Genomic DNA, 25436 nt, shown 5'->3' on the forward strand with positions numbered 1-25436 from the left:
GTCAGGCTCCCGACGGCGCGGCAGGCGTGCCGCCTGGCGGCGGGCCGTCCTGCGGGTCGCGTTCGTCGCGCTTCACGCGGAACCACGTCGCGTACAGCGCAGGCAGGTAGAACAGTGTCAGCACGGTCGCGCTCGTGATGCCGCCCATCAGCGCGGTCGCCATCGGCCCGAAGAAGTTCGAGCGCAGCAGCGGGATCAGCGCGAGCACCGCGGCCGCGGCCGTGAGCGTGATCGGCCGGAAGCGCCGCACGGTCGCGCCGATGATCGCGTCGACGCGACCGTGGCCGACCGCGATGTCCTGCTCGATCTGGTCGACCAGGATCACCGAGTTGCGCATGATGATCCCGAACATCGCGATTACGCCGAGCATCGCGACGAAGCCGAACGGCTGGCCGAACAGCAGCAGCGTCGCGACCACGCCGATCAGCCCGAGCGGCGCGGTCAGCACGACCATCAGCACGCGCGAGAAGCTCTGCAGCTGGATCATCAGCAGCGTGAACACGGCGATCGCCATCAGCGGCATCTGCGCGTTGATCGACTTCTGCGCCTTCGCGCTTTCCTCGACCGAGCCGCCGATGTTGATCTGATAGCCGACCGGCAACTGCGCGCGCAGCGCATTCAGCTTCGCGTCGACCGCATGCGTGACGTCGATGCCCTGCGCGCCGGCGCGCACGTCCGACTGCACGGTGATGGTCGGCTGGCGGTCGCGCTCCCACACGACGCCGTATTCGAGCGTCGGCGTGAAGCGGCCGAGCGAGCCGAGCGGCACGGGGCCGTTCGGCGTCGGCAGCGCGAGGCCCGCGAGTTTCGCCGGATCGACGCGGTCGGCCCGCGGCGCGCGCAGGTCGACGGCGATCAGCTTGTCGCGCTCGCGATACTGCGTGACCGTCGTGCCGGACAGCGTCATCGCGAGGAAGCTCGACACGTCCTGCGACGTGACGTTCAGCTCGCGTGCCTTCTTCTGGTCGAGCGCGAAGCGCACCGAGCGTTCGGCCGGTTCGTCCCAGTCGAACTGCACGTTGACCGTGCGCGCATCGCCGCGCATCGTCGCCGCGACCTTCTCGGCGATCGAGCGGACCGTCGCGATGCTGTCGCCGCTCACGCGGAACTGCACCGGATAGCCGACCGGCGGGCCGTTCTCGAGCCGCGACAGGCGCCAGCGCACGGCCGGGAACGTGTCGCGCAGCGTGGTTTCGAGCCAGGTCGCGAGCTTCTCGCGATCCTCGACCGATTTCGCGGTGATCACGAACTGCGCGAAGTTCGGCAGTTGCAACTGCTGGTCGAGCGGCAGGTAGAAGCGCGGCGCGCCGCTGCCGACGAAGTTCACCGCATGGTCGATCTCGGGGCGCTTGTCGATCACTTTTTCCAGGCGCTCCGTCTCGCGCAGCGTCGCCGCGAACGACGCACCTTCGGGCAGCCGCAGGTCGACCAGCAGCTCGGGCCGGTCGGAGCTCGGGAAGAACTGCTGCGGCACCAGCGAGAAGCCCATCAGCGCGGCGACGAACAGCGCGCCCGTGATCAGCAGCACGACGAAGCGCCGCTCGATGCACCAGTCGATCCAGCCGCGCAGCCGCCGGTAGAAGCGGGTGTCGTAGATGTCGTGCTCGTGATCGTCGGGCAGGTGCGCCTCGTGCGCGTGGCGCTTGCGCTCGGGCAGCATGTGATAGCCCAGCAGCGGGATCAGCACGACGGCCGCGAACCACGATGCGATCAGCGCGATCGCCGACACCTCGAAGATCGAGCGCGTGTATTCGCCGGTGCTCGATTTCGCGAGCGCGATCGGCAGGAAGCCCGACACCGTGACGAGCGTGCCCGTCAGCATCGGGAACGCGGTGCTGGTGTACGCGAACGCGGCGGCGCGCGCGCGGCTGTAGCCCTGTTCGAGCTTCACGGCCATCATCTCGACCGCGATGATCGCGTCGTCGACGAGCAGCCCGAGCGCCAGCACGAGCGTGCCGAGCGACACCTTGTGCAACCCGATGTCGAACAGGTACATGAACAGCGCGGTGACCGCGAGCACGACCGGAATCGAGATCACGACGACCATCCCGGTACGCAGCCCGAGCGACACGAGGCTCACCACCAGCACGATCGCGACCGCTTCGGCGACGGCTTCGAGGAAGTCGTCGACCGAATGCGCGACCGCGTGCGGCATGCTCGACACCAGCGTCAGCTTCAGGCCTGCCGGCAGTTGCGCCTGCAAGTCCTTCGATTCGGCGTCGAGCGCCTTGCCGAGCCGGATCACGTCGCCGCCCGGCTGCATCGTCACGCCGATGCCGAGCACGGCATGGCCGTTGGTTCGCATCTGTGTAACCTGCGGATCGTCGTAGCCGCGTTTCACGGTCGCGAGATCGCCGAGCCGGAACGTGCGGCCGTTGATGCGGATCAGCGTGTCGGCGATCGCGGCGACGTTGTCGAACTGGCCGCTCGGCCGCACGAACACGCGATCGTCGGCGGTCGTCAGCACGCCGGTCGACGAGATGTCGTTCTGCGCGTTGATCGCCTGCCCGAGCTGCTGCGGCGAGATGCCGAGGCGCGTGAGCTGCGCGTTGTTGACCTCGATGAAGATCCGCTGGTCGGGGTCGCCGAAATAGTCGACCTTGCCGACGCCCGGCACGCGCAGCAGCACGGTGCGCAACTGGTCCGCGTAGTCGTGCAGTTGCGCGGGCGTGAAGCCGTCGCCCTCGAGCGTCCAGATGTTGGTGTAGACGTCGCCGAATTCGTCGTTGAAGAACGGGCCCTGCACGCCGGGTGGCAGCGTGTAGCCGATGTCGCCCACCTTCTTGCGGATCTGATACCAGGTGTCGGGCACGTCCTTCACGGGCGCCGAGTCCTTCATCGTGAAGAAAATCAGCGATTCGCCGGGACGCGAATAGCTGCGCAGGAAGTCGATGGCCGGCGTTTCCTGCAGCTTGCGGCCGATCCGGTCGGTCACCTGTTCCTGCACCTGCCGTGCGCTCGCGCCGGGCCAGAAGGTCCGGATCACCATCACGCGGAACGTGAACGGCGGGTCTTCGGATTGCGCGAGCCGCGTATAGGCGAGGATGCCCGCGAGCGTCGCGAGCGCGATCAGGTAGACGACCAGCGCCTGGTGGCGCAGCGCCCATGCGGACAGGTTGAAGCGGCCTTCTTCGTGGGAGACGCTCACGATGCGAAGTCCTCCGGATGCAGCGGCGCGATCGCGCGCACCTTCTCGCCCGCGCTGACCGTATGCACGCCCTGCAGCACGACGCGCTCGCCCGGCTGCAGCCCATGCGACACGGTAACGGTGCGCTCGTTGAAGCGCGCGACGTCGACGCGGCGCAACTCGAGCGTGTCGTCCTTCGTGCGTACGACCCACACGGCCGGTTGCGCGCCGTCGTGGAACAGCGCGGTCGCGGGCAGCGTGATCGGCTGCGCGTCGCCGGCGACCGGTGCGCCGTCGAACGCGACGTCCGCGGTCATCCCGAGCCGGATCGCCGGATCAGGCGTGCCGAGCGTGAGCTTCACGCGGTAGGTGCGGCTTTGCGGATCGGCGGCCGGCGCGATTTCGCGCACCTTCGCGGCGAACTGGCGGCCCGGCAGCGACGGCAGCGTGACGCTGGCCGTGTGGCCGGGTGCGAGCGACGCGAGCGCGGCTTCGGGCACGTCGCTGACCACATCGACGTCGCCCGACCACGCGAGCTGGTAGACCGGCTGGCCCGCCGACACGTTCTGGCCGGTATCGGCCTGTTCGGCGGTGATGGTGCCCGCATGGTCGGCGACGAGCGTCGCGTAGCGGAGCTGGTTCTTCGCGAGCGCGAGCTGCTGCTGCGCCTGGTCGCGCTGCGCGAGCGCCGACGTGTAGCTGTTCTGCGTCTGTTCGAGCTGCGCGGTCGCGATCAGGTTTTCGCGGGCTTGCGCGCGATCGCGGTCGAGCTGCTGCTTCGCGAACGCGAGGCTGTGCGTCGCGGCATCGAGTTGCGCCTGCGCACTCGCGGCGTTCTTCTCGACGTCGGACGGATCGAGCAGCGCGACGACCTGGCCGACTTTCACCGTATCGCCGAGCCGCACCCGGCGCTCGATGATCTTGCCGGCGATGCGGAACGACAGCGGAGTCGCGTAGCGCGGCTGGATGTCGCCGGGCAACGTGCGCGCGGCCGCGGCGGTGTCGGCCCGCGCGGGCAGCGCGACGACGGGGCGCGGGGCGGGCGGCGCGGATTCTTTTGGATGACAGGCGGCAAGGACGAGCGCGGCGCCGATCAGCAGCGCGGCGCGGGAACCGGAGCGATTCACGAAACCCCCAGGTGAGGTGGAGCGGAACGAGGCCGGCAAGCGCGGCGGGCGCTTGCCCCAGAACGGCGCCGGCATCGGCGCACGCGGACAGACGGACAACATTTTGAGAAACTGTGGCGGATTCTAATACATACCTGTATCTGAATGCAAAAATGAATCCGAAAGGGAAAGGATGCTAGACTGCGCGCCATGAAACCACAGCGCTTAACTCGTGAGCAGAGCAGGGACCAGACGCGCGAACGTCTGCTGAAAGCCGCGCATCGCATCTTTATGAAGAAAGGCTATGTGGCCGCGAGCGTCGAGGACATTGCCGCGGCGGCCGGCTATACGCGTGGCGCGTTCTACTCGAACTTCCGCAGCAAGTCCGATTTGTTGCTGGAGCTGCTGGAGCGCGATCACGCGGCGGTGCGGGCCGACTTCGAGGTGATTTTCGAAGGCGGCGGCACGCGCGAGCAGATGGAATCGATGGCGCTCGCGTATTACCGGACGCTGTTTCGCGACGACGAGTACTCGCTGCTGTGGGGCGAGGCGAAGCTGCAGGCGGCGCGCGACGCGAAGTTCCGCGTGCGCTTCAACCAGTTCCTGCACGGCAAGCGCGTGCAGATGGCCGAATTCATCCAGCGCTTCGCCGAGCGCGCGGGTACGCCGCTGCTGTTGCCGGCCGACACGCTCGCGTTCGGGTTGATGTGCCTGTGCGACGGCGTGCAGTCGTATTACACGGCCGATCCGCAGCACGTGTCGGCCGACGTGGCCGAATCGGTGCTCGCGGGGTTCTTCGCACGGGTCGTGCTGGGGCGTGCGCCGGACTGACCGGCGCGGGCGGGGCGGGCGGTTTGGCGGCGCGCGTCAGCGTTCGCCGGTCATCCGCCGGTACGCGTCGAGCAGCGACGTCTTGTAGACGACGCCCGCGAGCGTCGGCTCGGCTTCGCTTTCGATCACCGGCAGGCGTTCGCCCTGGAACGCCATGAAGCGTTCGAGCGCGGTCGCGAGCGGCATGTCCGGCGTGAGCAGCGGAAACGGCGTGTGCGCGTAGTGCGCGGCCGTCTTGTCGGTCGTGTCGCGCTTGTCGAGCAGGTCCGACGTGATGTCCTTCAGCGCGACCGCGCCGCGGAAGCGCCCGGCGTCGTCGGTCACGTACAGGTACTTCACCGGATATTCGAGAAACACGCGGGTCATGTCGGCGACGCTCGCGGTGAGCGGCACGACCGTCTGCGCGGGCTGGATCAGCTCGCGCATCTGCGTGGTGCGCAGCCGCTGTCGCTCCTGCGCGTCCTGGTAGTGGTGCTGCGTGATTTCGTACATCGACGTCGTGCCGGTCGCGCGCGCGACGAAATACGCGAACACGCACGACACCAGCAGCGGCAGCACGACCTGATAGCTCAGCGTCATCTCGAAGATCATCAGGATCGCCATCAGCGGCGCCTGCGTGGCGCCCGCCATGAACGCGCCCATCCCGACGATCGCGTACGCGAAATACGCGGACGTATGGCCGGGCCACAGCGCGTCCATCGCGAGCCCGAACAGCGAGCCGAACACGGCGCCGACGAACAGCGTCGGCGTGAACACGCCGCCGATCGCGCCCGAGCCGGCGGTCGCGGCGGTCGCGATCACCTTGAACACGAGGACCGCGACGAGCGCTTGCCAGGTCCACGGCGCATGGAGGATGTGGTTCACGACGCTGTAGCCGTTGCCCCACACGTCCGGAATCCACACCGAGATCACCCCGACGACGAGGCCGCCGAGCGCGAGCCGCACGGGCAACGGCACCGGCAACCGCTTGAACTGCGTCTTCGACGCGTCGAGCAGGTGCAGGAACTGCGGCGCGAGCACCCCGCACAGCGCGCCGAGCACGACGAACAGCAGCACCTCGGGGCCGGTCACGGCCGGAAACACCGGCATCTCGTACGGCGGCCGGTAGCCGGCGAATTCGCGCATCACGATGTTCGCGACGACCGACGCGACCACCATCGGCCCGAAGCTTTCCATCGCGATCGTGCCGAGCACGATCTCCGACACGAAAAAGGCGCCGGCGATCGGCGCGTTGTACGCGGACGTGATACCGGCCGCCGCGCCGCACGCGACCAGCAGGCGCAGGCGCGGCGGGTCGAAGTGCGCGAAGCGGCCGACGAGCGACGCGGCGAGCGCCGCGAGCTGCACCATCGGGCCTTCGCGGCCGATGGAGCCGCCGCTGCCGATCGTCAGCAGCGACGACACGCTGCGCCACAGGCTCTGCCGCACCGGCACGACGCCGTTGCCGAGCGCGACCGATTCCATGTAGTCGGTCTTGGCGGCCTGCTTGTCGCCGCGCGTCGCAAGCAGCAGCACGCAGCCGGCGAGGAAACCGCCCGCGGCCGGCATCCAGAACCGCACGTACCACGGCAGGCTCTTCGCCATCTGCACGAAGCTGCCGCTGTGCCCCGAGATCAGGCGCTGCATCAGGTCGATGCCTTCGCGGAACGCCATCGTGGCAAAGGCGCCGCCGACGCCGACGATGGCCGACCAGATCAGCATCGTATGGGCGTCCGACAGGCGGAACAGCGTTTGGGCGCGAGTGCGCAGCTTCAGCAGGAACGAGAGCACGGCTGAAAGGGGGCGATGGAAAACGACGCGAAGCATAGCACTGCGCCGCGCCCGCGGGACCTCCCCGGCGGGCGCGGCGCGCGAACCGTCACGGACATGCGGCTCAGCCAAGCCAGTGCTGCACGGCCCAGGTGATCCCGTAGCCGCCGGCGATCAGCCACACGTACAGGATCAGGCCGGTCATCAGCGCCCGCGGGCCGGCCGCGCGGATCTGCGCGACGCGGGTCTCGATGCCGAGCGCGGTCATGGCCATCGTGAGCGCGAAGGTGTCGAGCACGTTCAGCGTATGCGTGACGTCCGTGGGCAGCACGTTCAGCGAATTGACGATCACGAAGCCGAGGAAGCCGAGCGCGAACCACGGCACCGCCACCTTGCGCTTGCCTTGCGCGCCGCCGGCCGCGTCGTGACCCGCGCGGGCCGAGCGGGCGAGCCACCAGCCGAGCGCGAGCAGCACCGGGACCAGCAGCATCACGCGCGTCATCTTCACGATCGTCGCGACGTGCGCGACCTCCGGGCTGATGTCGCTCGCCGCGCCGACCACCTGCGCGACTTCGTGGATCGTGCCGCCGAAGAACAGGCCGAGGCCGGCCGGATCGAGGTTCAGCAGCCCGGCGTGATAGGCGAGCGGATACAGGAACATCGACAGCGTGCCGAACAGCACGACGCTGCCCACGGCCATCGCGCTCTGGTGCGGCTTCGACTGCAGCGTCGACTCGAACGCGAGCACGGCGGCCGCGCCGCAGATCGCGCTGCCGGCGGCGGTCAGCAGCGCGGCGTCGCGGTCGAGCTTCATCAGCTTCATGCCGGCCCAGGTGCCGATCACGAGCGTGCTGACGACGACCAGCACCGAGACCGTGAGGCCCGGCAGCCCGACCTGCGCGATTTCCTGCAGGCTCACGCGCAACCCGAAGAACGCGACCGCGATGCGCAGCAGCTTGCGTGCGGAGAAATTGACGCCGGCCGCCCAACTGGCCGGCATGCCGTCGCGCAGGCCGTTGCCGTACAGCGCACCGGCGACGATGCCGACGATCAGCGGCGACAGGCCGAGCCCCGCGATCGCGGGAAGCTGGGACAGGCTCGTGACGGCGGCGGCGAACAGCGCGACGAACAGCACGCCGTTCAACTGGCCGCGCATCGACGGCGCGGCATGGCTGAGATGGGGAGTCGGAGCAGTGGACATGGAAGCACCGTGATGGAGCGTGTTGCGATGCTGTAATCCTAATTTTGTTATATCGATATGAAAAATTGTGATTTGTGACGTAAACTATCCGGAAAGCCGATAATTTATCCCCATGACCCCGGATCAACTGATAACGTTCGCCGCCGTCGCCGAGCATCTGAACATCAGCCACGCCGCCGTGGCGCTGCACCTGTCGCAGCCGGCCGTGTCGGGCCAGTTGCGGCTGCTGCAGGACGAATTCGGCGAGCCGCTGTACCAGCGCGACGGCCGCGGCATCCGCCTGACGCCGGTCGGCGAGCAACTCGCGCAGTACGCGAAGGCGCAGCGCGACACGTTCGCGCAGGCGCGTGCGTTTCGCGATGCGGTGCGCGGACTGGAAGCCGGCACGCTGCGGATCGGCGCGAGCACGACGCCCGCGAGCTATCTGCTGCCGTACCTGATCGCGGCGTTCCAGCCGCGCGCGCCGCGCGTGTCGATCCAGACGATGAGCGGCAATACGGCCGACGTGGTCGCGGCGCTGCCGTCGCTCGACATCGCGCTGATCGAAGGGCCGCCCGGCGAGGCGCTGCCGCCGGGCACCGCCGTGCACGCGTGGCACGAGGACGAGATCGTCGCGATCGTGCCGGCCGGCCATCCGCTCGCGGCGTCCGGCTACGACGCGGGCGTGACGCTCGACGCGCTGGCCGCGCATCCGCTCGTGCTGCGCGAGGCGGGCTCCGCGGTGCGGCAACTCGTCGAGCGCGCGTTCGCGCATGGCGGCGCGCCGATGCGCGTCGCGTTCGAGATCGCCGGGGTCGAGGCCGTGAAGGAGGCCGTGCGCGCGGGGATGGGCGTCGGCTTCGTGTCCGCGATGTCGCTGCGTCACCAGGATGCGGCGCTCGTGCTGCGCTCGCTCTCGCCCGCGCCGCTCACGCGGCATTTCTCCATTCTCGTGCCGCATGGCGGCGCCCCGTCGCGGGTCGCCGCGCAATTCCTCGAAATGAGTCTCGCGCAGGATCTCGCGTAGACGGCCGACGCCGCGCCGGGAACGGGCGTTGCGCGCCGTGCGGCGCGGATTCGCGCGGTGCGCGGTCTTAGGGATTTCCTCTATGGCGTGGGCCTGACGCGAAGCGCACCATCCGTCTCAAGCAAATGGAACCGGTTCCATTCCGGTTTAAAAAGGGCAAAATGGCAGACATCGTGATCGTGGCGAGCGCATTCGGGATGGACCGGGTGCGCCAGGAGAGCCACAGTGCATTCATCGCGACCGTGGCGGCATCCGGTGCGACCGGTTTCGAGGTGCGGCGCGAACTGTTCGCGTCGGACGACGACACGGCGCCCGGTGCGCTGGCCGCGCTCGGCGCGCTGATCAGCGGCCACGGGCTGTGGTCGGTCTATTCGACACCGGACGCGCTGTATACGGACACCGGTGCGCTCGACGCCGACGCATTGCGCGACGCGCTCGCGCAAGCCGACGCGCTCGGCGCGCGCTTCGTCAAATTCCAGCTCGGCGGCTTCGCCGGCGACGCGCACGCGGCCGAGATCGTCGCGCTGTCGCGCGGCGCGCGAGCCCGCGTGGTGGTCGAGAACGGCCAGCTCGAGGTCGGCGGCGCGTTCGCGCAGTTCCGCGGGCTGTTCGACGCGCTGGCCGACGCCGGCATGCCCGACGCGCTCGGCATGACGTTCGACATCGGCAACTGGCAGTGGCGCGGCGAAGCGCCGCTCGACTGCGCGCAGGTGCTCGCGCCGCATGTGGAATACATTCATTGCAAGGCCATCGAAGGCGAGGGCGCGCGTCGTTTCGCCGCCGCGCCGGCGCCGAACGATCCGCTCGTGACCGGCGTGCTCGCGGCGCTGCCGCAGCATGCGCCGCGCGGCATCGAGTTTCCGTTCGACGCGGCCGACCTGGCCGGCGATGCCTGCCGGCGCGTCGCGTGGCTCGCGACCGCGTGACGGCAGCAGGATCCTGAGGAGTTCAGTCATGAAAGCAGCACTCGATGTCGTGACCTACGGCGAAGCGATGGCGATGTTCGTCGCGACGGAGCCGGGCCACCTCGCGCACGCCGGGCAATTCGCGAAGCGGATCGCCGGCGCCGACCTGAATGTCGCGATCGGCCTGTCGCGGCTCGGCTTCCGGGTCGGCTGGATGAGCCGGGTCGGCCGCGATTCGTTCGGCCGCTACGTGCTCGACACGCTGGCGCGCGAGGGCATCGACGCGTCGTGCGTGACCGTCGACCCGCGTTACCCGACCGGTTTCCAGCTGAAGTCGCGCAACGACGACGGCAGCGACCCGACCGTCGAATACTTCCGCAAGGGCTCGGCGGCGAGCCACCTGTCGTGCGACGACTACGTGGCCGACTACGTGCTCGGCGCGCGCCACCTGCATCTGACGGGCGTCGCGCCGGCGATCTCCGCGACCTCGTGCGAACTCGCGTTCCAGCTCGCGCGCGAGATGCGGGCGGCCGGCAAGACGATTTCGTTCGACCCGAACCTGCGCCCGACGTTGTGGCCGTCCGCCGACGTGATGGCGAAGACGCTGAACGCGCTCGCGACGCTCGCCGACTGGGTGCTGCCGGGCCTCGCCGAAGGGCGGCAACTCACCGGGCACGACACGCCGGCCGACATCGCGGGCTTCTATCTCGCGCAGGGCGCGCGCGGCGTCGTGATCAAGCTCGGCGAGCAGGGCGCGTATTTCCGCACGGCCGACGGCCGCGAGGGCACGGTCGCCGGCGAGCGCGTCGAGCGGGTCGTCGATACGGTCGGCGCCGGCGACGGCTTCGCGGTCGGCGTGGTCAGCGCGCTGCTCGAAGGGCGCGGCATCGAGCAGGCGGTCGCGCGGGGCAACCGGATCGGCGCGCTCGCGATCCAGGTGATCGGCGATTCGGAAGGACTGCCGACGCGCGACGCGCTCGACCGGCTCGAAAACGTCAGCAATCGCGCCGATCGCTTAGAGGAAACCGTCACCGCGCAATGAGAGGCCGGACACGGCACAATCCGCGGATCCATTTCGTGCGCGACGCACAGTCATTTTGTTCGAGGCCGGGCCGGCGCCAGTGCGCCCACTCCGGTCCATATACGGAGACACTCTCATGGCAGCCAATCTCGCAGCGCGCCGGTGGTGGACGATCATGCCGATCGTCTTCATCACGTACAGCCTCGCTTACCTCGACCGCGCGAACTACGGGTTCGCGGCGGCGGCCGGCATCAACCAGGATCTCGGGATCAGCAAGGGCCTGTCGTCGCTGATCGGCGCGCTGTTCTTCCTCGGCTACTTCTTCTTCCAGATTCCCGGCGCGATCTACGCGGAACGCCGCAGCGTGAAGAAGCTCGTGTTCGTCAGCCTCGTGCTGTGGGGCGCGTGCGCGGCCCTGACCGGCGTGGTCAGCAACATCCCGTCGCTGATGGCGATCCGCTTCGTGCTCGGCGTCGTCGAGGCGGCCGTGATGCCGGCGATGCTGATCTACATCAGCAACTGGTTCACGAAGAACGAGCGCTCGCGGGCGAACACGTTCCTGATCCTCGGCAACCCGGTCACCGTGCTGTGGATGTCGATCGTGTCGGGTTATCTCGTGCACGAGTTCGGCTGGCGTCACATGTTCATCGCCGAAGGCGTGCCGGCCGTCATCTGGGCCGTGTGCTGGTGGTGCCTCGTGCAGGACAAGCCGGCCGATTCGCCGTGGCTCAGCGCGCAGGAAAAGCGCGACCTCGACGCCGCGCTCGCGGCCGAGCAGGCGGCGATCAAGCCGGTGCGCAACTATGGCGAGGCGTTCCGTTCGCCGGCCGTGATCAAGCTGTGCGCGCAATATTTCTGCTGGAGCATCGGCGTGTACGGCTTCGTGCTGTGGCTGCCGTCGATCGTGAAGAACGGTTCCGACCTCGGGATGGTCGCGACCGGCTGGCTGTCCGCGCTGCCGTACCTCGCGGCGACGATCGCGATGCTCGCCGCGTCGTGGGCGTCCGACAAGGTCGGCTCGCGCCGCGGTTTCGTGTGGCCGTTCCTGCTGGTCGGCGCGGCCGCGTTCGCCGCGTCGTACGCGCTCGGCTCGTCGCATTTCTGGATCTCGTATGCGCTGCTGGTCGTCGCGGGCGCCGCGATGTATGCGCCGTACGGCCCGTTCTTCGCGATCGTGCCGGAACTGCTGCCGAAGAACGTCGCCGGCGGCGCGATGGCGCTGATCAACAGCATGGGTGCGCTCGGCTCGTTCGTCGGCTCGTACTTCGTCGGCTACCTGAACGGTGCGACCGGGTCGCCCGTCGCGTCGTACGCATTCATGAGCGCCGCGCTCGTCGCCGCGGTGATCCTCACGCTGTCCGTCAAACCCCAGGCGCGCGATGCGCATCCGCTCGCCGCGCCGCTGCAAGGAAAATGAAACGATGAAGCCCCGTATCGTCGCGTACAAGCCGCTGCCCGATGACGTTCTCGCGTACCTGCGCGAGCATGCGGACGTCGTGCAGGCCGACGGCGCCGACGCGCTCGCCGCCGCGCTCGGCGACGCGGACGGCGTGATCGGCGCGAGCCTGAAGGTCACGCCGCAGATGCTCGATCGCGCGCCGCGGCTGAAGGCGTGGTCGACCATCTCGGTCGGCTACGACAACTTCGACGTCGCCGATTTCACACGTCGCGGCATCGTGCTCGCGCATACGCCGGACGTGCTGACCGAATCCACGGCCGATACGGTGTTCTCGCTGATCCTCGCCTCCGCCCGCCGCGTGGTCGAGCTGGCCGAGTGGGTGAGGGCCGGCCACTGGCACCGCAGCATCGGCCCGGACCTGTACGGCACCGACGTGCAGGGCAAGACGCTCGGCATCGTCGGGCTCGGGCGGATCGGCGGCGCGGTCGCGCGCCGCGCGGCGCTCGGTTTCCGGATGCAGGTGCTGTACGCGAACCGGTCCGCGCATGCCGAGGCCGAGACGCAGTACGGCGCACGGCGCGTGACGCTCGACGCGCTGCTCGCGCAGTCGGATTTCGTGTGCCTGCAGGTGCCGCTGTCGCCCGATACGCGCCACCTGATCGGCGCACCCGAATTCGCGAAGATGAAGCGCAGCGCGATCCTGATCAACGCGTCGCGCGGGCCCGTCGTCGACGAAGCCGCGCTGGTCGACGCGCTGCGCGCGGGGACGATCCGCGCCGCGGGGCTCGACGTGTTCGAGAAGGAGCCGCTGCCGGCCGATTCGCCGCTGCTGCAGATGAAGAACGTCGTCGCGCTGCCGCATATCGGCTCGGCGACGCACGAGACGCGCCATGCGATGGCGCGCTGCGCCGCGGAAAACCTGGTCGGCGCGCTGGCCGGCACGCTGCGCACGAATCTCGTCAATCCGGATGCGCTGGCGCACGCGTGAACCGCGTCCGGCAACGGGCCGGCAGGGGGCCGGCGCCGTTAGAGTCGATGATCTTGGTGCCGGAGGGCTGGCTGCGTTATGATCGCCCGCTCTCGTCGCATCGACGACCGGCCACGCGGCCGGCGGCGTCGCGCGGCGGGCATCCGCGCCAGGTCCGGTGCGGCCGACTGCTGTAGCACGCGATGGGCGGGCGCTGATCGACCGCGCAGCACCGGGCCAGCGCAGGCGCCGACGCGCCGGGACAGGGAAGGCCGCCGGTTGGCTTACGTTTCCAACAACAAAGGTCCGTCTGCTCACGAAGCGGCGCGGATCGTACGTCGCGAGGCACGACAGTGACCGATTCGCAACCTTCCACGACGCGTCCGGCGACGATCAGCGACGTCGCGCGCGAGGCCGGCACGGGCAAGACCAGCGTTTCGCGCTACCTGAACGGCGAGACGCATGTGCTGTCCGTCGATCTGCGCCAGCGGATCGAGGCGGCCATCGCGCGGCTCAACTACCGGCCGAACCAGATGGCGCGCGGGCTCAAGCGCGGCCGCAACCGGCTGCTCGGCATGCTCGCGGCCGACCTGACCAATCCTTACACCGTCGAAGTGCTGCAGGGCGTCGAGGCCGCGTGCCATGCGCTCGGCTACATGCCGCTCATCTGTCACGCGGCGAACGAAGTCGAGATGGAGCGCCGCTTCCTGCAGTTGCTCACGACTTACCGCGTCGAAGGGCTGATCGTCAACGCGCTCGGCGCCGAGGAAGACGTGCTGCGGCCGCTGCGCGGCGCGGGCATTCCGGCCGTGCTCGTCGACCGCACGGTCGAGGGCTTCGAGGCCGACCTGATCGGTCTCGACAACACCGACGCGATCGAGACGGCGCTCGCGCACCTGGTCGAGCGCGGTTTCGACGCGATCCACTTCGTCGTGCAACCGTTCGAGCAGGTCAGCTCGCGGCGCGTGCGCGAGGCCGCGTTCCGCGCGGCGCTGGCCGCGCGCGGGCTGGCGGTGCCGCCGACGGTCGTGCTCGACCTGAACGAACCCGACGCGGCCGCGGCGGCGCTCGCCGACGTCGATGTCCGCATCGACGACGCGGCCCGGCGCGGCGTGCGCGCGGCGCTGTTCGCCGCGAATGCGCCGGTCGCGCTGGCGATCGCGCGCCACCTGCGCGCGCGCTTCGGCGCCGCGTGGCAACAGAAGGCGGCGCTGCTGTCGATCGACGACCCGGAATGGGCCGAACTGATCGGCATCACGACGATCCGTCAGCCGACCTACGAAATCGGCTACAAGGCCGTCGAATTCGTGCACGAGCGGATCGACGGCGCGGCGGGCGACGTGCGCGTCGCGATGCTGCCCGGCGAGCTGATTGCACGCGCGTCCACCGCAAGCTGAGTATCATTCGGGGCACGCGGCGCTTCAGGCGCGCTGCTTCGAACCAAGGAACTCCATGACTGTCGCTCCCGTCACGCTGGCGGCGCTGATCGCCGCCACGCTGATCATCGCGCTGCTGCCGCTCGTCCTCTACCGCATCCTGCGCAAGCCGCTTGCGCTCAACCGCCGCGACACGATCGTCGGCGTCGCCGTCTTCACGCTGTTCGCGATGATTCTCGAGCGCGCGTTTCACGGGCTCGTGCTGAGTCACACGCCCGAGGACGGCTGGCTGACGCAGCCGCTCGCGTTCGTCGCGTACAGCGCGCTCGCGACCGCCGTATTCGAGGAACTCGGCCGCTATCTCGGGATGCGCGTCCTGAACCGTCGCTATGGCGCATCGGCCGGCGATGGCCGCGGGATCGGCTACGGAATCGGCCATGGCGGTGCCGAAGCGTGGTTCGTCGGCGTGCTCGTGTGGGGCCAGTGGTCGTATCTCGCGTGGCTCGCGAGCCGCGGCCAGCTCGAGACGCAGTTGTCGGACCTGCCGGTCGACACCGTGGTGCGGCTGCACATGATGCTCGCGACGCTGTCGGCCCAGTCGATCCTGCTGTTGCTGCTCGAACGCTGCGCGGCGTTCGCGGTGCAACTGGCGTTGTCGGTGCTGGTGTGGCGCGGCGTGCGTGCCGGCCGACTGGCCGTGTTGCCGCTCGCGATCGTGCTGCATGCGCTCGCGGCGACGCCGACGCTGCTGTACCAGGTGCGCGTGCTGCCCGCCGCGTGGGTCGAGGCCGCGTATTTCGTGCTGGCCGCGATCCTGGTGATCGTGCTGGTGAAGACGTGCCGGCCGTCGCGCGCGGCGGCATGACGGGGGAAGACGCGATGGACGACTATCTGATCGAATGCCAGAGCGCGGAATTCGACGCGCTCGCGCGCGTGATCTGCGATCTCTTTCCGGAGCAGACGCGCTTTGTCGAAAACAGCGACGCGCGTGGGCGATTCCTGTCCGTGCAGTGGCTGGCGATGCGGTTCGGCGCGACGCCGAAGCGGATGACGCTCGACATCCGGATCGTGCCGGCCGCGCTCGCGCGCTACCTGGCGCTCAAGCCGATGCAGCGCGCGCGCAGCCATGCGGTGCTGCATGCGTATACGGAAGCGATGCTGGGCTCGCTCGAGGAGCGGCACGCGGCCGGCGAGGCCGTCGAGCGCGACGCGGAACTCGAACTCGACGAAGACTTTGCGTGAGCGACCGCGCCGGCCTCGTGCCGGCGCAGTGCATTACGCGTCGCGGTAGACCTGCGCGAAGCGCTGCGCCTGCACGACGCCGTAGTCGCCGGGCGCGTATTGCATGACCCAGTCGCCGGCGACGCCGCGCAGCGTGTCGCCGTTTTCCGAGCGGGCGATCGCAAACGGTTCGTCCATCCGCCGCGCGAGCACGACGGCCGGCCGGTTGCGATAGGCGCCCGGCGTGCCGTGCGCGAGCGCCGGATCGGCGGGCAGGTATTTGGCGTCGAAGCGCGCGCGCGATACGACCCAGCGGTCGCCGGTCGAGCCGGTGATCAACGCGTCGCCCGCGACATAACGGTTCGGGCCTTCGAGGCTCATCAGTTCGCCGTCGGCGTCCGCGAAGGACACGGCGACGGTTTCGTCCTTGACGACGCGACGGGCCTGCGGATCGGTACGCAGATCGAGTTGCTTGAGTTCGAGCATGGCGGGGAAGGGCGGGAAAGCGGGAAAGCCGGGAGCTTATCCCGAATTCGGCGCGCCGTGTGGCGCGCCGGTCGCCGGTCGCCGATCGCGACGCGGCGCCGTTCGGCCCGGGCGGGCCGGCACGGCGCCGGTGGGGAGGGCGTCAGGGCTGCGCGGGTGCGCTCGCGGCCGGCGCGGCGGCGGCCTTGCCTTCCTTGCCCTTCGTCTTGCCCTTGCCGCGGTGCTCGCCGCCGTGGTGCAGCCAGCTGCGGAACGTCGTGTCGGCCAGCGCCTTCTGCTCGGCCGGGAAGCTCTCGTAGAGCGGCGCGAACGCGTCGGCGAGCTTCTTCGCGCCGTCGGCGTTCGCCTGCGACAGTTCCGCGTACTGTTTCATGTCGTCGAGCGCGGACACGTCGTGCTTGGCCATCCGTTCGCTGTAGAGGCGGCCCATCGTTGCGCCGTTGTCGCGCATCGTGTCGGCGAACGTCTTCCATTGCGGCTCCTGCGCCGACGTGATCTTCAATTGATCGTGCAGGTACTTGATGCGCTGCTCGATGCGCGCTTCGTGGCGTGCCGCGCGCTGCTCGGCACTCGGGGCCGACGCCGCGGCGGGCGTGGCGGCCGTCGTGGCCGGCGCCTGGGCGCTCGCTTGCGGCTGCGCCGGGGTTTGCGCGAATGCGCTGGCTGCAACGACGAGCGTAGCGAGGGTGAGCGAGATTTTCTTCATGGTGGGCTCTCCGGGGTGGTGTCTGGCGAGCGGGCGCGGCGGCCATTGCCGCCAGCGCGCCGCTCGCGTCGCCCGCTATTAGTAGCACGTTGCATGCAGCGCGGCAGGGAATGCGACACTTGCTTACATCCGATACGAATCGAAATTGAAAGGTTCGCCGCCGGGCGATGCCGGTTGGGTGCGCCGGCGTTCGGCGCTATCATCGCGTCACTTTCCACTCCGCCGGCGCATCGCGTGCCGGCCCAGCGTCATGCGTCCACCCCGCCTCGACCAACTCGACGATCTCGACCGGCAACTCGTCGCGCTGCTGCAAGCCGATGCGCGCGCCAGCGTCGCCGATCTCGCACGCCAGCTCGACGTGGCGCGCACGACGGTCGTCGCACGCATCGCGCGGCTCGAACGCACCAACGTGATCGCCGGATACAGCGTGCGACTCGGGCAGGACGTGCTCGACGCGAGCATCTATGCGTACGTCGGCATCATCCTCACGCCGAAGTTCGGCAAGGACGTCTTGCGCAAGCTCGACCGGATGCCGGAAGTCCAGTTGCTGTGCGCGGTGAGCGGCGAGTACGACTACGTTGCGTGGCTGCGCGCCGACTCGCCGGAGCGGCTCAACGACCTGCTTGACCAGATCGGCACGCTCGAAGGCGTCGAGCGCACGACGACGTCGATCATCCTGTCGCGCAAGATCGATCGCGGGACGATCGGCGGCTGACCTGTTGCGCGCGTCGCCGCGCATGACGGCGCAAGTCCCTGCATCGCGCGGGGCGCGTTGCGTCACGGATGCGCGGCTTGAAGTCGGGTACCTGTCCGCTCGCATGCGTATTGGCCTTTGCTGTACTTCATGATCGGCACGGGCGACCGTGGTCGACCCTTCGCGCATCGCGCGCGTCTCTCCCGAATCTCCGTTCGTATTCCGCTTCGACCGACGTGCCGCATCGGACGCACGGGCCGTTCGTGCGCCCGATGTCACGCGGTGTGTCCGCGTCTTCGTCCTTGCAATATGCAACCGCCAACGGCCGGTTTGCGATCGCGTCGCTACACGATTTTTAGATGATTTGGTCGTTTCGACCAAACATGTCGTCATAACGTCGAAACTATCGGTCGTTTCGCATCATTCTTCGTCTTGGAACTGATTTTGAGCGTCCCTAAACTGTGTTCATGGCTCGACGCCGTACACCAACATCAAACCCATCATCAGGAGATAAGCGCATGAAAATCGCCATCGTCGGCGCAGGTCTGATCGGCCACACCATTGCTCACATGCTGCGCGAAACGGGCGACTACGAAGTCGTCGCGTTCGACCGCGATGCGGATGCGCTCGCGAAGCTGTCGCGCGAAGGCATTGCGACGCAACGGGTCGATTCGGCCGACGCGAATGCGATTCGCGAAGCAGTGAAGGGCTTCGATGCGCTCGTCAACGCGCTGCCTTACTACCTCGCGGTCAACGTGGCCGCCGCCGCGAAGGCTGCCGGCGTTCACTACTTCGACCTGACCGAAGACGTGCGTGCGACCCACGCGATCCGCGAACTGGCCGACGGCTCCGACCGCGCGTTCATGCCGCAGTGCGGCCTCGCGCCGGGCTTCATCGGCATCGCCGCGCACGAGCTCGTGAACGGCTTCAGCGAAGTGCGCGACGTGAAGATGCGCGTCGGCGCGCTGCCCGAGTATCCGACCAACGCGCTCAAGTACAACCTGACGTGGAGCGTCGACGGCCTGATCAACGAGTACTGCCAGCCGTGCGAAGCGATCCGCGACGGCCGCAAGCAGTGGGTGCAGCCGCTCGAAGGCCTCGAGCACTTCTCGCTCGACGGCACCGAATACGAAGCGTTCAACACGTCGGGCGGCCTCGGCACGCTGTGCGAAACGCTGTCGGGCAAGGTCGAGACGCTCGACTACAAGTCGGTGCGCTACCCGGGTCACCGCGAGCTCGTCCAGTTCCTGCTGGAAGACCTGCGCCTGTCGACCGATCGCGACACGCTGAAGTCGATCATGCGCCGCGCGGTGCCGTCGACCAAGCAGGACGTCGTGCTCGTGTTCGTCACGGTGACGGGCGTGAAGGACGGCCAGCTGGTGCAGGACGTGTTCACCCGCAAGATCTTCGCGAAGGACGTGTGCGGGATGCACATGAGCGCGATCCAGATCACGACGGCCGGCGCGATGTGCGCGGTGCTGGATCTGTTCCGCGAAAAGAAGCTGCCGCAGAGCGGTTTCATCCCGCAAGAGAAGGTGTCGCTGAAGGCGTTCCTGTCGAACCGCTTCGGCAAGCTGTACGACGGCGGCACGATGGAGCGCGTGCACGCGGTTGCCTGACCGCGGTTGCCAGACCATTCCGCCAGCCTCTGGCACGAGGGCCGTACGACGCCGGGAGCGCAGCAGCGCTTCCGGCGTTGTTTTTTGCGGGAAGGGAAAGGGTGCCGGGCGGCGCGATCAGGCCGGCAGCGGCGGGACGATCGTCGCCGGTTGCGGCGGCGGCACGATGCGGTACAGCAGTGCGTCGACGTCCGCGTCCGACGGCGCGGTGTTGTCGAACATCACGATGCCGTCGCATTCGTGGCCGGTCGGCACGAAGCGGCGCTGCCGGTATTCGTCCCAGTGCGCGAGCTTGTACGCATCGTTCGGATTGGCGCGCGCGACGATCCGCTGGTGCGCGACGTCTTCCGACGTGTGGACCCACACGACCGTCAGCGTGACGTCCGGCGCGATGCCGAGCCACGCGCGATCGAGGATGCGCCGGTCGCGCACTTCACGCGACAGCGGGCCGACGACGAGCGCGCCGATGCCCAGCGAGAGATTTTCGCGCGCCGTGTCGAGCAGCCCCTGGTATTCGGGATCGCGAAGATGTTTCAGATAGAGCGGGCTGTCGCGATCGTTCGGATCGTCCGTGAGCGCGCCCATCGCGGCCGCGCTGTAGCGGCCGTACAGCGTGTCCTTGTCGAGCAGGCAGAACGCCTCGCCGGTCGCGCGCATCAGCGGCCCGATGAGCCGCTTCGCGAGCGTGGTCTTGCCGGTGCCGGCGTGACCGCAGAAGAACACCAGATGCGTCACGAATACCGGCTCCCCGACCGCTGGCCCGACGTATCGCTGCGCTTGTCGCCGCGCGAGAATACTTCCGCTTCCAGCCACATCGCGTTGATGATGCCGAAGCCGAGCGCCACGCCGATGCCGAGTATCCACGAGAAATACCACATAGGTCTGTCTCCTTGACGGTTGGGCCGCGCGGCCGTTGTGCGTCGCGCAACGCAGGCCCGGCGGGCCTGTGGGAGCGCGTCGACGCGCATGCTGCGGCGCACGCAGCCCGATCATGACCAATATCGGCGTGCCGCGCAAGCCGGGCCGTTCGTGCAGCAAACCGGTAAACTGATGCGCAAACCGCAACGTCACGAATACCATGCTGATCAACTGTGCTGCTTACCAGGACGGCCGCAAGCTGGCCGATATCGACATCGACGCCATCAGCGATTACGTGTCGAAGCCCGAATGCTTCGTGTGGGTCGCGCTGAAGGACCCGACGCCCGAGGAAATCGACCTGATGGGCGAGGAGTTCGGCTTGCACGAGCTGGCGCTCGAGGATGCCCGCAAGGGCCATCAGCGGCCGAAGATCGAGGAATACGGCGATTCGCTGTTCGCGGTGCTTCACACGGTCGAACTCGACGAGGACGACGAATTCAAGGTCGGTGAATTGAACGTATTTGTCGGTCCGAATTACGTGCTGTCGATCCGCAACCATACCGAGCACGATTTCCGCGACGTGCGCAAGCGTTGCGAGCGCGAGCCGCACTTGTTGCGGGAGGGTTCGGCGTTCGTGTTCTACGCGTTGATGGACCAGGTCGTCGACCGGTATTTCCCGATCCTCGAAACGCTCGGAGCGGAACTCGAGGAACTCGAGGACCGCATCTTCGCGAAGGCGACGCCGGCGTCGTCGCGCGCGATCATCGAGGATCTCTATTCGCTGAAGCGCCGGCTCGTGCTGCTGTACCAGCACACGGCGCCGCTGATGGAGCCGCTCGCGAAGCTCACCGGCGGGCGCGTGCCGCAGGTCTGCAGCGGGATGGCGGCTTACTTCCGCGACGTGTACGACCATCTGCAGCGGATCGTGAAGACGATCGAAGGGCGTCGCGAGATGGTCGTCACGGCGATCCAGGTCAACCTCGGGATGATTTCGCTCGCGGAAAACGAGGTGACCAAGCGGCTCGGCTCGTTCGCCGCGCTGTTCGCGATACCGACGATGATCGCCGGCATCTACGGGATGAACTTCGCGAACATGCCCGAGCTGCACCTGAAATACGGGTTCTACGGCTGCATCGCGGTGATGGCCATCGCCGACCTCGCGCTGTGGTGGCGTTTCAAGCGGGCGGGGTGGCTGTAGTCCGGCTTCAGGCCGGACGCGGCGCGTGCTTGCCGATCACGACGCGCCACGGCCGCACGCGCCACGATTTCACGAGGCCGTTCTGCACGTACGGATCGGCGCGCGCGAACGATTCGGCCGCTTCCGGCGAATCGCCTTCGAACACGAGCACGGCCTGGTCGGCCGGGTCCGCCAGCGCACCGGCGAGCACCAGTTCGCCGCGCTCGGTCGCCGCTTGCGCGAGCGCGAGATGCTGGGCGCGGAACGGTTCGCGCCGCGACAGGTAATCGTCGACGAGTTCGTAGATCAACTGGTAATGCATGATCGCTCCAGGAGTCGGTTTCTGCCGCGGGAGGGTGAGCGGCGGGATCAGTATAGGGCAGCGGGAAAGCCGTGGGCGGCGTGGGTTTGACGGTTGTGACGACGGGCATTCGCGGGTTCGTTTTTTGAACGGCGCATCCCGGGCGGTATCCCTATGTCCTTCTTAAAACGCAACTAACGGTCAAGTTTCTCAACCTTGGCAAATTGGCGGGCACGACCGCATTTTTCCTTCACACTGCCTGAAATCTGCCTGCAGAAATGAGGGTCGGCCAAGCGTATTCCGGGGCCGGATTCCGCATGCCGGCGAGGGCGGACGAAGGCCTTGAAAGCCAGCCGGGCCATGTGGGCGGGCGCTGCACGAGGGCATTTCCATTGGCCGGGAATGCGACCTATGCTGAACGAACCGGGAGCGAACGCCGTTCGCCCTTTTCGTCCGATTCGCCCAGACGAGGTGCGCCATGCCGGTCTCAGCCACCCTGCAGGATTGCCTGCGCCAGAAGTCATCGCGGTACGAAGTCGTGTACCACCCCTATAGCCATACGAGCATGGAGACGGCCGCCGCCGCGCATATTCCCGGCGATCGCCTCGCGAAAACCGTGCTCCTGGAGGACGCCGAAGGCTACGTCGCCGCCGTATTGCCGACGACGCACGCCGTGCGCCTGTCGGATCTCTGGGTGAAGACGGGACGCCATCTCGTGCTCGCCCGGGAGGTCGAGTTGCGCGAGCTGTTCAAGGATTGCGACATGGGCGCGCTGCCGCCGGTCTGCATGGCGTACGGGATGAAGACGTTTCTCGAGGAACGCCTCGCGCAGCAGCCGGAAGTCTATTTCGAGGCCGGCGACCATGAAGCGCTGATTCACATGATGCAGGACGAATTCCTGATGCTGATGGAGACGGCCGAGCGCGCGCATTTTTCGCACCGAATGCAGGGAATGATGTTGTCCTGATGCGGGCAGGTTGTGGCGGTCGATTCGGGGCGGTCCGGAGATCGCCCGGGATGGTTGTGTGTCCGGGGAAATGGGTGCTGTGGGCGGCCGGTGAGGTGCGATTCGGGGCTTTGTCTGGCGGCGATGTTAGATGGGTTGCCGAGTAAATTTCTTATTTGACATAATCATAATTATCGACAGTTTATGTTGTAGTGGCTAGATTGAAATGTCCGCTTTTCGACCCGTCGCAAGCTATCCAGCGTCGCTACTCGTCGCATCCAATCACGCGACCGACCTCGGGCCGATCCCAACTCGCGACCAAGCGCCCGGCATCGTCTTCATGCGCTCGGTTTCGTCGTGATCAGGCGACGCCACACGGACGCAGGATGAAGTCGCCATCCATTCCCACGCGAACGTGAGGATTTCCGCCGGCATCGTCCGGCGCGTGTGGCGACCCGAGCGAATATGACGTCCGCCGACGCTCACCATCCGGCCGATATCCAGCCAATAAACGCAACCGCACACGGCTGCCTGTCCGATTCCCGCAAGTATCCGGAGGCCGATATTGGCCGTTTTATTGACCTTGTCGCAAACGTGTACAGTGAACGTGCCCCGGAAAACAACGGCGATCGTTCGATGTCGCGCCCCGGGTTTCCCCGCATACGCAAAGAAGATTCGCCATGCCCAATGCTTCCTTGCCGATTGAGCCGACCCTGCTCCGTCGATACCGCTATTTCGAATCGGTCGATATCGACGACACGCGTGAACGGATCGCCGCGGTGCTGCAGCCGCATCGACTCATCCCTGGCAGCTCGCGTGGCGGCTATTCCGCGTACATGGACTACGTGCGGATCGACAGCGTCGGGTTCGGCACGATCGGTTACGACGTCGCGATGGGCGTCGATGCCGGGGAAATCGAGGATTACTATCTCGCGATCCTCAGCCTCGGCGGCTATGCGGACGTGAGCGTCGGCGGCCGGCGCGTGATCATCGGGCCGGCGCAGGGCGTCATCGTCAGCCCGGCCAGCCATTTCGGCGGCACGTTCTCCCGCGACTGCGAGCAGTTCTTCGTGCGCGTCGACAAGCGCGCGATCCTGGCTCACACCGGCTACGACCATCTGCAGATCGAGCCGGTGCTCGATCTCTCCCGCTCCGAACTCTTGCCGTGGCTGATGCAGTTGCGCGTCATGGCGTCGTCGCCGGAGACGGTCGCGCTCGCGCAGCGCGACCGCCGTATCGCACTCGAATTCGAGCGGCTCGTGATCTCGCTCCTGCTCGCCGGGCAGCCGCATCACTGCCAGACGCGGCCCGGCGGAACGGCGCTCGTGCCGCGCACGGTCAAGCGCGCGGAAGCCTATATCGACGAGCACGCGTGCGAGCCGATCACGCTGGCCGATATCGCGCTGGCGGCCGACGTGCCGGTGCGTACGCTGCTCGACGGGTTCCAGCGTTTCTCGCGCGGCAGCCCGATGCAGCTGGTCCGCGAACGGCGTCTCGAACGCGCACGCGACCGATTGCTGCAAGGCCGCGAAAGTGACCGCGTGGCCGACGTGGCGCTCCGTTGCGGCTTCGCGAATCTGGGCCGCTTCGCCGCCCTGTACCGCGAAACGTTCCGGGAATCGCCGTCGGATACGTTGCGGCGCGCGCGCCAGTCCGCTGGCTGAGCGGAAATTCTGCGCGCGCCGGACAGGCGCTGCGCTCGCCGGATATTCGCGGCACATTCGCCCGCATACAGTGGCCTCCTCTGAATTCAACGGAGCCGCTGGATGTCCCCGCTCAGAATTCGCGTCGAGCGCATCGATGCGCTGACGCCCGCAATCCGCCGATTGCATCTCGTCGCCGCCGACGGCGGCCCGCTGCCCGGGTTCACGGCCGGCGCGCATATCGGCGTGCACGTGCCCCTCTCCCCTCGTTCGCAACGGCGTGCATATTCGCTCGTGAACGCCGGCGGCCGCGCCGATTCGATCGACCGTTACGAAATCGCGGTGCTGCACGCAGCGGCCGGCAGCGGCGGTTCGCAGTGGATGCACGCCTGTGCGCCCGGCGACGAATTCGACATCGATCCGCCCCGGAACGATTTTCCGCTCGTCGCGCACGCACGCCGGCACTTGCTCGTGGCCGGCGGCATCGGCATCACGCCGATTCTCGCGATGGCGCGCGAACTGGCGAGCAGCGGGCGGCCGTTCACGCTGCACTACGCCGCGCGCGATGCCGTGTCGATGGCCTATCGCGACGAGGTTGCCGCGCTACCGGGTGCGACATGCTGGTTCGACGACGGCGAACCGTCGCGCGGCCTGCCGCTGGCCGACGCGATCGGCGCGCCCGAGCGCGGCACGCATCTGTACGTGTGCGGGCCCGCCGGGCTCATCGAGGCGACGCTCGCGGCCGCGCGGCATCTTGGCTGGCGCGACGACGCGCTGCACTGCGAACGCTTTGCCGCGCCGGTCGCGACGGCGGAAAACGCCACGGTCGAAGTGCGTCTCGCCGGCTCGGGGCACGTGCTGAACGTGCCGCCCGGCACGTCGATTCTCGACGCGATGATCGAAGCCGGCCTCGATCCGCTCTACGACTGCCGGCGCGGCGATTGCGGCGTGTGCGCGGTGCGCTTGCTCGACGGCGATCCCGATCACCGCGACATCTGCCTGAGCGACGACGACCACGCGAGCGGCGCGTTCTGTCCATGCGTGTCGCGCGCGCACGGCGCGCATCTCGTGCTGGATCTTTGACCCTTCCCAACGAG

General features: G+C 67.9%; 24 protein-coding genes. 15 read left to right on the forward strand and 9 right to left on the reverse strand.

The window, feature by feature from the left end; all coding sequences use genetic code 11:
• Window position 1: 1 nt before the first annotated feature.
• A complete protein-coding gene (locus H0X90_RS25505; protein WP_006489712.1) occupies window positions 2-3148 on the reverse strand; it encodes an efflux RND transporter permease subunit in 3147 nt (1048 codons plus the stop codon).
• The gene (locus H0X90_RS25510; RefSeq protein WP_006497210.1) at window positions 3145-4254 is read right to left on the reverse strand and encodes an efflux RND transporter periplasmic adaptor subunit; all 1110 of its coding nucleotides are present in this window, start codon (window positions 4252-4254) and stop codon (window positions 3145-3147) included. Before H0X90_RS25510 ends, H0X90_RS25505 begins: the two co-directional genes overlap by 4 nt.
• Window positions 4255-4443: 189 nt before the next feature.
• Between H0X90_RS25510 and H0X90_RS25515 the strand changes: the two genes are divergently transcribed.
• Window positions 4444-5064, forward strand: coding sequence for a TetR/AcrR family transcriptional regulator (locus H0X90_RS25515; protein WP_006491184.1), 621 nt, complete (start codon window positions 4444-4446; stop codon window positions 5062-5064).
• 36 nt (window positions 5065-5100) lie between these two features.
• Here H0X90_RS25515 and H0X90_RS25520 read toward each other — a convergent pair whose 3' ends face one another.
• The gene (locus tag H0X90_RS25520; protein WP_006491181.1) at window positions 5101-6834 is read right to left on the reverse strand and encodes a ClcB-like voltage-gated chloride channel protein; all 1734 of its coding nucleotides are present in this window, start codon (window positions 6832-6834) and stop codon (window positions 5101-5103) included.
• Between the two features lie 103 nt (window positions 6835-6937).
• Window positions 6938-8014 carry a YeiH family protein gene (locus tag H0X90_RS25525; RefSeq protein WP_034201738.1) on the reverse strand — a complete coding sequence of 359 codons (1077 nt, stop codon included), beginning with the start codon at window positions 8012-8014 and terminating at the stop codon, window positions 6938-6940.
• Window positions 8015-8126: 112 nt separating this feature from the next.
• Between H0X90_RS25525 and H0X90_RS25530 the strand changes: the two genes are divergently transcribed.
• From H0X90_RS25530 to H0X90_RS25565, 8 genes are all read left to right on the forward strand, one after another.
• Complete coding sequence (locus H0X90_RS25530; protein ID WP_034201739.1) at window positions 8127-9020, forward strand: LysR family transcriptional regulator; 894 nt, start codon at window positions 8127-8129, stop codon at window positions 9018-9020.
• 161 nt (window positions 9021-9181) lie between these two features.
• Window positions 9182-9946: a sugar phosphate isomerase/epimerase gene (locus H0X90_RS25535; RefSeq protein ID WP_034201740.1), complete on the forward strand. Its 765-nt coding sequence runs from the start codon at window positions 9182-9184 to the stop codon at window positions 9944-9946.
• Between the two features lie 28 nt (window positions 9947-9974).
• Window positions 9975-10967: a sugar kinase gene (locus H0X90_RS25540; RefSeq protein ID WP_006491178.1), complete on the forward strand. Its 993-nt coding sequence runs from the start codon at window positions 9975-9977 to the stop codon at window positions 10965-10967.
• A 115-nt stretch (window positions 10968-11082) separates the two neighbouring features.
• Window positions 11083-12363, forward strand: coding sequence for an MFS transporter (locus tag H0X90_RS25545; RefSeq protein ID WP_006493476.1), 1281 nt, complete (start codon window positions 11083-11085; stop codon window positions 12361-12363).
• Between the two features lie 4 nt (window positions 12364-12367).
• Window positions 12368-13333 (forward strand): NAD(P)-dependent oxidoreductase, encoded by a 966-nt coding sequence (locus H0X90_RS25550; RefSeq protein WP_077190427.1) that lies wholly within the window; start codon window positions 12368-12370, stop codon window positions 13331-13333.
• Window positions 13334-13665: 332 nt separating this feature from the next.
• On the forward strand, window positions 13666-14709 hold the full coding sequence (locus H0X90_RS25555) for a LacI family DNA-binding transcriptional regulator (RefSeq protein ID WP_006497217.1): 1044 nt from the start codon (window positions 13666-13668) through the stop codon (window positions 14707-14709).
• A 55-nt stretch (window positions 14710-14764) separates the two neighbouring features.
• Window positions 14765-15553, forward strand: a complete 789-nt coding sequence (locus H0X90_RS25560; protein WP_034201741.1) for a YhfC family intramembrane metalloprotease — start codon at window positions 14765-14767, stop codon at window positions 15551-15553.
• 14 nt (window positions 15554-15567) lie between these two features.
• A complete protein-coding gene (locus H0X90_RS25565; RefSeq protein ID WP_006491177.1) occupies window positions 15568-15930 on the forward strand; it encodes a DUF3022 domain-containing protein in 363 nt (120 codons plus the stop codon).
• Window positions 15931-15963: 33 nt separating this feature from the next.
• On the opposite strand, the gene H0X90_RS25570 is transcribed toward H0X90_RS25565, so the two are convergent.
• Window positions 15964-16395 (reverse strand): PGDYG domain-containing protein, encoded by a 432-nt coding sequence (locus H0X90_RS25570; RefSeq protein ID WP_034201742.1) that lies wholly within the window; start codon window positions 16393-16395, stop codon window positions 15964-15966.
• Window positions 16396-16537: 142 nt separating this feature from the next.
• Window positions 16538-17101: a Spy/CpxP family protein refolding chaperone gene (locus H0X90_RS25575; protein ID WP_006493179.1), complete on the reverse strand. Its 564-nt coding sequence runs from the start codon at window positions 17099-17101 to the stop codon at window positions 16538-16540.
• A gap of 250 nt (window positions 17102-17351) precedes the next feature.
• Between H0X90_RS25575 and H0X90_RS25580 the strand changes: the two genes are divergently transcribed.
• Window positions 17352-17816, forward strand: coding sequence for an Lrp/AsnC family transcriptional regulator (locus tag H0X90_RS25580; RefSeq protein ID WP_006481526.1), 465 nt, complete (start codon window positions 17352-17354; stop codon window positions 17814-17816).
• A 497-nt stretch (window positions 17817-18313) separates the two neighbouring features.
• On the forward strand, window positions 18314-19414 hold the full coding sequence (locus H0X90_RS25585; RefSeq protein WP_006481527.1) for a saccharopine dehydrogenase family protein: 1101 nt from the start codon (window positions 18314-18316) through the stop codon (window positions 19412-19414).
• Between the two features lie 117 nt (window positions 19415-19531).
• On the opposite strand, the gene H0X90_RS25590 is transcribed toward H0X90_RS25585, so the two are convergent.
• Window positions 19532-20149, reverse strand: a complete 618-nt coding sequence (locus H0X90_RS25590; protein ID WP_006497221.1) for an ATP-binding protein — start codon at window positions 20147-20149, stop codon at window positions 19532-19534.
• A complete protein-coding gene (gene cydX / locus H0X90_RS25595; RefSeq protein ID WP_006481521.1) occupies window positions 20146-20292 on the reverse strand; it encodes a cytochrome bd-I oxidase subunit CydX in 147 nt (48 codons plus the stop codon). The genes H0X90_RS25590 and cydX overlap by 4 nt, the downstream gene beginning before the upstream one ends.
• Before the next feature lie 200 nt (window positions 20293-20492).
• On the opposite strand from cydX, the gene corA reads away from it, so the two are divergent.
• Window positions 20493-21470, forward strand: a complete 978-nt coding sequence (gene corA / locus H0X90_RS25600) for a magnesium/cobalt transporter CorA (RefSeq protein ID WP_006475972.1) — start codon at window positions 20493-20495, stop codon at window positions 21468-21470.
• Between the two features lie 7 nt (window positions 21471-21477).
• Here corA and H0X90_RS25605 read toward each other — a convergent pair whose 3' ends face one another.
• Window positions 21478-21771 (reverse strand): YciI-like protein, encoded by a 294-nt coding sequence (locus H0X90_RS25605; RefSeq protein WP_006481522.1) that lies wholly within the window; start codon window positions 21769-21771, stop codon window positions 21478-21480.
• A gap of 457 nt (window positions 21772-22228) precedes the next feature.
• Here H0X90_RS25605 and H0X90_RS25610 point away from each other — a divergent pair, with 457 nt between their 5' ends.
• The 3 genes from H0X90_RS25610 (at window position 22229) to H0X90_RS25620 (ending at window position 25422) form a co-directional block, all read left to right on the forward strand.
• On the forward strand, window positions 22229-22717 hold the full coding sequence (locus tag H0X90_RS25610) for an aminoacyl-tRNA deacylase (RefSeq protein ID WP_059723782.1): 489 nt from the start codon (window positions 22229-22231) through the stop codon (window positions 22715-22717).
• Window positions 22718-23376: 659 nt separating this feature from the next.
• Window positions 23377-24360 carry an anthranilate 1,2-dioxygenase regulatory protein AndR gene (andR, locus tag H0X90_RS25615; protein WP_058901483.1) on the forward strand — a complete coding sequence of 328 codons (984 nt, stop codon included), beginning with the start codon at window positions 23377-23379 and terminating at the stop codon, window positions 24358-24360.
• Between the two features lie 102 nt (window positions 24361-24462).
• Window positions 24463-25422, forward strand: coding sequence for a PDR/VanB family oxidoreductase (locus H0X90_RS25620; RefSeq protein WP_034201751.1), 960 nt, complete (start codon window positions 24463-24465; stop codon window positions 25420-25422).
• The last annotated feature ends 14 nt before the right edge of the window (window positions 25423-25436 follow it).

The organism is Burkholderia sp. 9775_39, from assembly GCF_015712225.1.
Taxonomy (GTDB): Bacteria; Pseudomonadota; Gammaproteobacteria; order Burkholderiales; family Burkholderiaceae; genus Burkholderia; species Burkholderia cenocepacia.